Here is a 10,387-nt window from a genome sequence, read left to right on the forward strand (position 1 = left end):
AAGCTAATCGAACAAACTACTACGACTCAGATACATCTGTTAATGCATTCTATTTGAAGAAAGCTAGGCAAACGAAGCACAAGCAACGTAGATAAGACCATAGCAAGTAAGCATACCAGTTGTGCTGGCGACCATAGCAAGAGTGAACCACCTGATCCCTTCCCGAACTCAGAAGTGAAACCTCTTAGCGCTGATGGTAGTGTGGGGTCTCCCATGTGAGAGTAAGTCATCGCCAGCTCATTATTCCAAAAAGCCCTCTGCTCAAGCAGGGGGCTTTTTTTTATGCATAGAATTTAAGAAAATTAAGCCAAATTATATTAATTTACAAATCAGTTGAATACTGTTTAATAAAAATAAGTGATTAATAATGCTTAAAAAATTATATAAAAATGACGTTACAGTTCATGAAATCATTATGGTTTTGTGTGTTTTTTTATCAAACTATGTTATAAAAGTTAAAACGGCATGAAAATTGCTTATAAAACGAGATTTTTATTAGGGGGTCATATGAAATTATCAGTGGGATTACGAATTGCCAACTCGCTGTCATTAACTCCACAGTTACAACAAGCAATCCGCTTATTACAATTATCCAGTCTGGAACTAGAGCAAGAAATCCAGCTACAACTTGATAGTAATCCTTTGTTAGAAAAAGTTGAAGAGCAAATCAGTGTTGAAAGTCTTTCTACTGTTGATACGAGTCAAAAGGATTTAACCAATGAGCTCAATGCAGACCATCTTCCGGACGATCTCCCTGTAGATACCGACTGGGATGATGTCTATACTCATCAACCGACCAGTCTAGGTGCAGCAGAGTTTGAAGAGCGCGAAGACAATCGTCAAAGCCAGCAAAGCTTACAAGAATATATGCTCGAGCAGATTAATCTGCTACACTTTTCTCGCATTGATCAGCTCATTGCCTACTGCATTATTGATTCCCTAGATGAAAAGGGTTTTCTGGATGCAGAAATTTCTGAAATTACTGCATCAGTACAGCATCTTTTATCTTCCATGGATTATGAGGAAGAAATCGAAGAGGATGAAGTACTCGTTGTTCTTAAGCATATTCAGCGTCTTGATCCGATTGGAGTAGGTTCCAGAAATCTAGCTGAGTGTTTATTGATTCAGCTGGATAGCCTGCCAGTTAATACCCCTTGTCGTAATGATGCGGTTAAATTGCTGCAACATTATGAGCTGCTGATCACCAATGAATTACCAAAACTCATTAAGCAAACTGGCTTAAATCAGGAACAATTACGCTGTGCAGTTGATTTGCTGAAAACTCTTAAACCATATCCTGGACTGGAGTTTGAAAGTAAGGAATCTGATTATCAGATCCCGGATGTTGTGGTAATGAAAAAGAATGACTGCTGGCAGGTGACGTTGAATCCTGATGTGATGCCAAAGTTGAGACTAAATTCTTTTTATACCAATATGATTCGTCGTGCTGATCAAAGCGAAGATAATCAATATCTTCGTAATCAGATGCTGGAAGCAAAAAACTTTATTAAAAGCATTGATGAACGTCATAAAACTTTATTGAAAGTAGCCACCTGTATTGTTGAACATCAGAAAAGTTTTTTAGAAATTGGCCCTGAAGGTATGAAGCCTCTGGTTTTACGTGATATTGCTGAAGAAGTGGAACTACATGAATCAACCGTATCTCGTGTAACGACTAACAAATATATGCTGACCCCACGTGGTTTATTTGAACTGAAATACTTCTTCTCGAGTCATGTGGGAACGACTTCAGGTGGTGAGGCTTCATCTACTGCAATCCGTGCCAAAATTAAGAAAATGATTGCTGAAGAAAATGCACGTAAGCCTTTATCGGACAATGCAATTGCCAATCTTTTGAAAGAAGAGGGGATTGATGTGGCACGACGCACGGTCGCGAAATATCGTGAATCGTTACATATTCCTTCCTCTTCTGAGCGAAAAGTCTTGATCTAGTTTTTGAAATTTGATTATTCTAGAGATTCATTATGACATCGTAATGAATCTTTTTTTCTTTTGAGGCATGGTAAAAATGATCTGAATAAATGCTTTAAATCACGATTTTGCTTGAGCAAGTTATTGTATTCTTTTCATTTTTAACTGTGACTCTTCTGATCCTAAAGAAGGTGAGGGATAGAACTATGCAAATAACAATTCGTGGACATCATTTATCAATTACGCCAGCGATTGAAGAAACTATAAAAACGAAATTTTCACAGATGACCAAACATCTGGATCAGGTGAACAGCATGCAGGTTAAGCTTTCCAAAGATCATCAGATTGATAAGCGCTCAAAAAGAGGCAGCAGTAACCATATCGCAGAAGCGATTGTCCGTTTACCGGGTATTGAGTTTTTTGCCCATGCCAATGCTGATGACATGTATACCTCGATTAAAATTTTGACGGAAAAATTAAAAAAACAGATTGACCGATATCGCGAAATGCAGCTGAATCATCAGAGTTTAGCCATTTAAGCGACCAAATGGGGAAAAAGAGGTTTTTAAAAGCCTCTTTTTTTATATATATAATGTATGTGACTAATGAATTATTTTTTACATTTATAGTAAAATGACTCGTTTTACACCCTTAGTCCTATAAGAGGTCTTGTGATGAATAATGAACAGCTCGCTGAAATTTTAAAAGCCGCTTTTCCTGAGGCGGATGTTGCTGTGAGTGGTCAGGGCGGAAAATTCGATCTCCGTATTGTGGATGATCAGTTTGAAGGTAAACGTCCGGTTGCACGTCAACAAGCTGTTTATGCTCCTCTCAATTCCCATATTGCCAGTGGTGCAGTGCATGCTGTGACCATTCGTGCATTGACCAAAGAAGAATGGCGTAAAGCAAGCTTATTTGGAGCTTAATCAATTAATGGATAAATTCTTAATTCAGGGCGGTATTAAGCTCGACGGTGAAGTGCGTATTTCTGGTGCAAAAAATGCAGCGCTTCCATTATTAGCAGCAATGATTCTTGCTGATACGCCAATCACACTTAAAAATGTTCCAAATCTAAAAGATGTAAATACCTTGGTAAAGCTGATTGCGGGTCTTGGGATCACAATTAGCTATGAAGGCGATACAGTTATTGCAGATACCTCTACCTTGGATAACCAGTTTGCACCTTATGAACTCGTAAAGACCATGCGTGCTTCTATTTTGGTGCTTGGTCCTCTATTGGCGCGCTACGGTAGTGCAAAAGTATCCCTGCCAGGTGGATGTGCGATTGGTTCTCGTCCAGTCGATCAGCATTTGAAAGCACTAGAAGCTTTAGGTGCCGAGATTGAGGTTGAGGCCGGCTATGTCCATGCTAAAGTCGATGGTCGTCTGAAAGGCGGTGAAGTTGTCTTTGATATGGTGACTGTGGGTGGTACTGAAAATATTCTGATGGCTGCAGTATTGGCGGATGGTGTGACTACGATTCGTAATGCGGCTCGTGAACCTGAAATTACCGATCTTGCCCAAATGCTGATCAAGATGGGTGCGAAGATTGAAGGTCTGGATACCGATACGCTAGTGGTAACCGGTGTAGAAAGCCTGCATGGCTGTGAATATGCAGTGGTTGCCGACCGTATTGAAACCGGTTCTTACTTGGCTGCTGCAGCCATTACTGGTGGACGTGTTAAAACCACGCATACAGATCCGGCTTTAATGGAAGCTGTACTGGATAAGTTTGAGGAAATGGGCGCAGAAGTCACTCGTGGTGATGACTGGATTGAACTGGATATGATGGGTAAACGTCCGAAAGCAGTGAGCTTCCGTACCTTGCCACATCCAGATTTCCCAACAGATATGCAAGCCCAGTTAATGGCAGTCAATGCCATTGGCCGTGGATTTGCCACAATTTCTGAAACGATTTTTGAAAACCGTTTTATGCATGTTCCTGAATTGGCTCGTATGGGAGCCAATATTCAGGTCGAAGGTAATGATGCTGTCGTAACAGGTGTAGAAAAACTTTCTGCAGCGCCTGTGATGGCAACAGATTTACGTGCTTCATTCTCTTTAGTTCTTGCAGCACTTGCAGCCGAAGGAGAAACATTGATTGACCGTATTTATCATATTGACCGCGGTTATGAAGATGTTGAAGCGAAGTTACAAGGTTTAGGTGCCCAAATTAAGCGAGTAAGTTAATGAGTGATATGAGAAACGATGATCCAAACTTTGACGCAATGGGCAATTTTGATCATGGTTTAACGTTAGCATTAAGCAAGGGCCGTATCTTAAAAGAAACTTTACCTCTGCTTGAAACAGCAGGGATTAACCTGCTGGAAGATCCGGATAAATCACGTAAGCTGATTTTTCCAACCACGCATAAACAGGTGCGTATCCTGATTTTACGTGCTTCTGATGTGCCGACTTATGTTGAAAATGGTGCAGCAGATATCGGTGTGGCAGGTAAAGATGTGTTGATGGAACATGGTGCGCAAAATGTCTATGAACCATTAGATCTTAAAATTGCCAACTGCAAATTGATGACAGCAGGTAAAGTCGGCATGGAGCGTCCGAAAGGTCGTTTAAAAATTGCGACTAAATACGTGAATCTGACCCGTCAATACTACGCGAGCCTCGGTGAGCAGGTTGATGTGATCAAGCTTTACGGTTCGATGGAACTTGCACCATTGGTGGGTTTAGGTGATTACATTGTTGACGTGGTCGATACAGGCAATACACTGCGTGCCAATGGTCTTGAGCCACTTGAAGAAATCTGCAAAGTCTCTTCACGTCTGATTGTGAACAAAGCCAGCTTTAAACGTAAGCAAGCATTGCTGAATCCAATTCTTGCCCAGCTTGAGCAAGCAGTGGAAGCACGCGAACAGGCGAAAAAAGCTTAAATTTAAGCTTGATCAAAGACCGCCCACTTTGGGCGGTTTTTTATTGCTGATTATAAATGTAAGAAGCTCAATGCTTTCATCAATTTTATCAAAAGCTATTTCCAATAAAACTCATAGCACAAGTCTGTTCTAGCTACCGACAAAGTCTTTGAAAACAGGTAAACTAAAGCCTTCGAATTCAAACCTTATGGGTAAATTGATGCGACGTTTATCGACACAAGATCAAAACTTCAAGCAGGCGTTTGCTGACTTGTTGGCTTTTGAAACCGTGAATGATCCTGAACTTTTAAAAACTGTAGACCAAATTATTGCTGACGTACGTCAGCATGGTGATGCTCATGTTCTTAAATTGACTCAGCAGTTCGATCGACATCCAGCGCATCAATTTTCAGATTTAGAACTGACTCAAGAGCAACTTAAAGCAGCTTTCGAAGGCTTAACAACTGAAGTGCGTGAAGCTTTAGAATTGGCTGCAAACCGTATTCGTGAATTCCATCAGGCACAAAAACAGGATGGTTGGACGTATGTTGACGCTCTAGGTAATACCTTGGGTCAGAAAGTGACGCCTTTGGATCGCGTAGGGATCTATGTTCCAGGTGGCTTGGCTTCATATCCATCTTCAGTGTTAATGAATGCTGTTCCTGCACATGTGGCAGGTGTGGGCGAAATTGTTATGGTGGTGCCTGCTCCAAATGGTGAACTGAATCCATTGGTCTTGGCTGCTGCCTATCTGGCTGGCGTACACCGTGTATTTACCATTGGTGGCGCACAAGCGGTTGCTGCATTGGCCTATGGTACAGAAACCATTCCACGTGTCGATAAAATCACTGGTCCAGGTAACCGTTTTGTGGCTGCGGCAAAACGTGCAGTATTTGGTCAGGTCGGTATCGACATGATTGCTGGTCCTTCAGAAATTCTGGTCTATGCAGAAGGGCAGAACAATGCCAAATGGTTAGCGATGGATTTGTTATCTCAAGCTGAGCATGACACTGTTGCTCAAGCTGTATTTATTACGCCTGATGAACAGCTTCTCAATGAAGTAGAACAAGCAATTGAAGAGCATTTGCTAGCTCTACCAAAAGCAGAAATTGCCCGCACTTCAATTGCCAATCGTGGTGCATTAGTGCTTGTGAAAGATCGTGCTGAAGGTATTGAGCTGATTAACCAAGTAGCACCTGAACATTTAATGCTGTGTTTGGATGAAGCTCAAGAAATGGCTGAAGAGATTCGCCATGCCGGTGCGATCTTCATGGGACGTTATACGCCTGAAGCGATTGGTGACTATTGTGCAGGTCCAAACCATGTATTACCGACATCGGGTACAGCACGTTTCTCATCACCACTGGGTGTGTATGATTTCCAGAAACGTTCAAGCCTGATTATGTGTTCTGAAGATGGTGTGAAAACCCTTGCGAAAACTGCAGATGTTCTGGCACAGCAGGAAAATCTGGATGCGCATGCCCGTTCAGCACGCTACCGTTATCAGTAATTAAATACTTATATTAAATAAAAGATATTTCTTTCCCTTCGGGAGAGGTTAGGTAAGGGGAATTATTTGACCTCTCCCTAACCCTCTCCTAAAAGGAGAGGGAATTTGAGAATAGAAAATGTCGAATATCACCATAGAGCAAATGCGTTTTTGGAGCCCTGAAGTCCGTGAGCTAGAGCCTTACGTTCCAGGTGAACAGCCCAAAATTCAAAACCTTTTAAAATTAAATACCAATGAAAATCCGTATCCACCATCACCGAAAGTCGTGGAAGCGGTGCAAAAAGTTTTAGCCAATGGCGCAGATGTTTTACGCCTTTATCCAGATCCCGATGCATCTGAATTGAAACATGCCATAGCTAAACAACAAAATGTGGCTGCTGAAAATGTCTTTGTCGGTAACGGTTCTGATGAAGTTCTAGCACATATCTTTAAAGCCTTTTTTATTCAGGAACAGCCACTGCTTTATCCAGATATTACCTATAGTTTCTATCCGGTTTATAGCCAGTTCTTTGGTGTCAAAACCAAAATCTTGCCACTGAATGAAAATTTTGAAATTGTGGTAGATGATTATAAACAGCCAAATGGCGGCATTATCATCACCAATCCGAATGCGCCAACCAGTATTGCACTTGGTTTGTCTGGCATTGAAGAAATCCTGCAAGCGAATCCAGATTCAGTAGTAGTCATTGATGAAGCCTATGTAGATTTTGGTGCTGAATCAGCAGTGAGTTTGATTGATAAATACGAGAATCTAGTCGTATGCCAAACGACTTCAAAATCCCGCTCTTTAGCAGGCCTACGTGTTGGTTTCGCGATTGCTCAACCTCATCTGATTGCGGCGCTTGAAGCGGTAAAAAACAGCTTTAACTCTTATCCAATGGATCGTTTTGCGATTGCGGCTGCAGTGGCTTCATTCGAAGATCAGGAATACTTTGAAGCACAAAATGCTAAAGTGATTGCCAGTCGTGAAAAACTGGTTAATCAGTTGAATGAGCTCGGTTTCAAAGTCTTGCCATCAAGTGCGAACTTTATTTTTGCTTCACTACCATCAAAAGATGCAGGTGAGTTAGCAGCTGAATTACGGGAACGCGGCATTATCGTACGTTACTTTAATAAACCTCGTATCAATCAATTTTTACGTATTACCATTGGTACAGATGAGCAAAATCAGCGTTTAGTGGATACATTGAAGAATGATATTTTAGCTTAATTAAATCCACCCTAACCCTCCTTTGATAAAGGAGGGAACCTTTTTCTTTTTAAAGAGAGAGAATCCCCTCTTTTACAAAGAGGGGTTAGGGGAGATTTATAAAAAAGCGGCTCAACCGAGTCGCTTTTTTATTTATTTAGGTTTATACCAGGTATTGAGTAAATCCAGCATGGCATCAACCTTATCAAAACATTCCTGATATTCCGCATCACAGTCAGAAGAAATCGTAATTCCGCCACCAGCCCAAAGTGAAACCTCATCTTGATATTTCTGAATCGAGCGAATCAGAATATTCCAGCTTCCTGTTCCATCAAAATTAAAATAACCTAATGAACCACAATACGCTCCACGTGGAGCACCTTCTAACTCTTCAATAATTTGCATGGCGCGAATCTTTGGTGCACCGGTAATTGATCCACCTGGAAGTGCATACAGCAATACCTCAAAAGGATGTACACCTTCTTTTAAGGTCGCTTCGACTTCGCTGACCATATGATGTACTTGGTTAAATGACTCAATATTGAATAACTTAGGTGTCTTGACTGAACCTGTTTCTGCATAAACACTGAGGTCATTGCGTAGTAAATCTACAATCATGACATTTTCAGCCTGATCCTTCTTTGAGTCTTTTAAGCGTTGTTTGGATTGTTCATCAAGCACCGGATCGGCAAAACGTGGCATGGTACCTTTAATCGGTTTGGTGACAATTTTTCGATGTGCTTCAAAATCAATAAACAGTTCAGGTGAACAGCTCAATAATTCAAAATCACCAATACGAAGATAGCCCGCATATGGCGCATTGGTTAATGTCCAGAAAGCATGTGCAGTTTCTAATAATGAACCTTCAGCCAGTGCTGTAAATTCCTGGGTCAAGTTAATCTGGTAACAATCACCGGCTAGAATATAATCCTGAATATCCTGGAATGCCTGTGCATAGCGAGATTTGTCCCAACGTGGGCTGCAAAGGGTTTTTAATTGAAACTTAGGCGCTATGGAGGCTTGATTTAATAGATTTTGAAGATGATTGAAAATATCTGCTGCTTGCGGATCATGACTATAAAATACCCATTGATCAGCTTCGAACTTGATATAAGAATCAAATTGACCGATAAATAAGCCAGGTTGAGCTCGCTCCGGGTATTGGATGTGCTGTTGAGCAGCGTAATCATAGCCAATAAACCCAACATAACCCCCAGAAAATTCATTCGCTTGAATATCTGGAGTTTGCTCAAGCTCTAAGATGAGTTTAGCTATATTAGCCTGATATTGTTCGATATCCACTCTCTTAAATGACTGAGGTTGTCCATCTTGCACCATAAAATATTTCTGTGCACAGCAGGCAATAAAAGGCTGCCCATTATTATTTAAATATATCAGGTGATCTAAGGGGCTTAATGCATGCAATAGATCTTTAAGCTGAAGAGATGCAAAACTTAAAGGACAATGGTAAGGAGCTTCGTTCATTCAGTAGCGCATATTCCGATATGACCCGGTATTTTATATCAAGAATAGGAAAAAATATTTCTAAATCATCAAATACCGTTTGTCGGTAAGCTCAATATTGCGACCAACAACAGTTGATCAAAATATGACTCGACGTTAATTTAAGTGGGCGAGCAAAATTACTCAAGGAAAGATGCTTTGCGTTGTCAGAAAATAAAAAACACAACGTCGGCACTGAGTGATTCACAACCAAAAAAAATAGTACTCTTGGGAGAGTAAACAATGAAAAAATTCACAAAATTGGCTTTAGCTGCTTCAGTTGCTTTTAGTGCAAACGCAATGGCGATGCAATCACTGGACGATGCATCTCTAAGCGCGACTACAGGTCAGGACGGTTTGAAAATCGGTATCGGTATTTCAAAAATTGAAATTGAAAAACTATTTATCCATGATAATGATGGTTTAGCTGAAGATTCTACTGCAACAGCGGGTGTTATTGAAATTTATAATAATGATGGAGTTGTTCTTCGCCCTGGAGAGGCTGCTAAGGGTATTGTGGGTGGTACTGGTGAAGCAGGTGCGATCTATATCAAAGCAAATGGTAAAGGAAGAACAACAGCTAATGGTATCGTGATTGGTGCAAACTACGATGACAATGGTGCGTATTTACTAGCTTCACGTAACCTTGCAGATTTAACCATTGACTCAGATGCTGGTGCTGGTAATCCATTCATCAACATTGCAGCAGAAGTATCTGGCTTAGATATCAACATCGGTGAAATTGGGGTTGTAGGATCAGCTTCATCTCTTACAGATTATGAAAATGGTTTAGCTTCAGCTACTAGTATTCGCCGTGGTGGTGCTGGTAAGGAAAATGCGATTTTATCTGGCCTATCACTTAAAACAGGTCCAATGTCTGCCAATATTCAATTAGGTGCTGCTCCACAGGGTGCAATGATTAAACTGAATGCAACAATGACTGGCGGCTTAACAATTACAGATTTGGGTATTCTTGATAATTCAACGACTGGTGGACAAGTTGCTGACGGTGTAACCACTTCAGGCCCAGGTGAAATCTTCATTGAAAGCATCAAGTTAACCGATGCTGGTACTAAAGATTTGACATTGAACCAAAGCATCAGTGTATTTGGCGAATCAAGTGCAAACGATGGTTTCATTCGTATTATGAGTACAAGTGGTGCACATGATAACTATGTGAAAGGTATTCACCTAGGTAGCCAAAATGCAGCATCAATTGGTGATATGGAAATTCAAGGTCTGCAAACTTACTTTAGCCCGGCACCTGGCCAATATGCAAAAGGTGCAATTATTACCATTTCTGGTCACTAATTTTTACCTTAAAAAAGCGCGTGTTTACACGCGCTTTTTTTTATGACTACAATGTCCCGTCCTGAAATAAGT

The 10,387-nt window shown here is 40.9% G+C and carries 9 protein-coding genes and 1 rRNA gene; 9 read left to right on the forward strand and 1 reads right to left on the reverse strand.

What is annotated here, in order from left to right; translation table 11 throughout:
• The first annotated feature begins 123 nt into the window (after positions 1–123).
• From rrf to hisC, 8 genes are all read left to right on the forward strand, one after another.
• Positions 124–238, forward strand: a 5S ribosomal RNA gene (gene rrf, locus G5T77_RS01370).
• A gap of 269 nt (positions 239–507) precedes the next feature.
• Positions 508–1,953 carry an RNA polymerase factor sigma-54 gene (locus G5T77_RS01375; protein ID WP_166139579.1) on the forward strand — a complete coding sequence of 482 codons (1,446 nt, stop codon included), beginning with the start codon at positions 508–510 and terminating at the stop codon, positions 1,951–1,953.
• 185 nt (positions 1,954–2,138) lie between these two features.
• The gene (raiA, locus tag G5T77_RS01380) at positions 2,139–2,471 is read left to right on the forward strand and encodes a ribosome-associated translation inhibitor RaiA (protein WP_004783414.1); all 333 of its coding nucleotides are present in this window, start codon (positions 2,139–2,141) and stop codon (positions 2,469–2,471) included.
• 135 nt (positions 2,472–2,606) lie between these two features.
• Positions 2,607–2,858, forward strand: coding sequence for a BolA family iron metabolism protein IbaG (ibaG, locus tag G5T77_RS01385; RefSeq protein WP_004783413.1), 252 nt, complete (start codon positions 2,607–2,609; stop codon positions 2,856–2,858).
• 7 nt (positions 2,859–2,865) lie between these two features.
• Positions 2,866–4,122, forward strand: coding sequence for a UDP-N-acetylglucosamine 1-carboxyvinyltransferase (murA, locus tag G5T77_RS01390; RefSeq protein WP_159124271.1), 1,257 nt, complete (start codon positions 2,866–2,868; stop codon positions 4,120–4,122).
• Positions 4,122–4,823 carry an ATP phosphoribosyltransferase gene (gene hisG / locus G5T77_RS01395; RefSeq protein ID WP_166139577.1) on the forward strand — a complete coding sequence of 234 codons (702 nt, stop codon included), beginning with the start codon at positions 4,122–4,124 and terminating at the stop codon, positions 4,821–4,823. The genes murA and hisG overlap by 1 nt, the downstream gene beginning before the upstream one ends.
• A gap of 187 nt (positions 4,824–5,010) precedes the next feature.
• Complete coding sequence (hisD, locus tag G5T77_RS01400) at positions 5,011–6,312, forward strand: histidinol dehydrogenase (RefSeq protein WP_166139574.1); 1,302 nt, start codon at positions 5,011–5,013, stop codon at positions 6,310–6,312.
• A gap of 118 nt (positions 6,313–6,430) precedes the next feature.
• The gene (gene hisC, locus G5T77_RS01405) at positions 6,431–7,522 is read left to right on the forward strand and encodes a histidinol-phosphate transaminase (protein WP_166139572.1); all 1,092 of its coding nucleotides are present in this window, start codon (positions 6,431–6,433) and stop codon (positions 7,520–7,522) included.
• 132 nt (positions 7,523–7,654) lie between these two features.
• On the opposite strand, the gene G5T77_RS01410 is transcribed toward hisC, so the two are convergent.
• Entirely contained in the window at positions 7,655–8,986 is a 1,332-nt protein-coding gene (locus G5T77_RS01410) for an anthranilate synthase component I family protein (protein WP_166139570.1), read from the reverse strand.
• A 261-nt stretch (positions 8,987–9,247) separates the two neighbouring features.
• Between G5T77_RS01410 and G5T77_RS01415 the strand changes: the two genes are divergently transcribed.
• A complete protein-coding gene (locus G5T77_RS01415) occupies positions 9,248–10,315 on the forward strand; it encodes a DUF6160 family protein (protein WP_166139568.1) in 1,068 nt (355 codons plus the stop codon).
• Positions 10,316–10,387 lie beyond the last annotated feature (72 nt).

Source organism: Acinetobacter sp. GFQ9D191M, from assembly GCF_011174875.1.
Taxonomy (GTDB): domain Bacteria; phylum Pseudomonadota; class Gammaproteobacteria; order Pseudomonadales; family Moraxellaceae; genus Acinetobacter.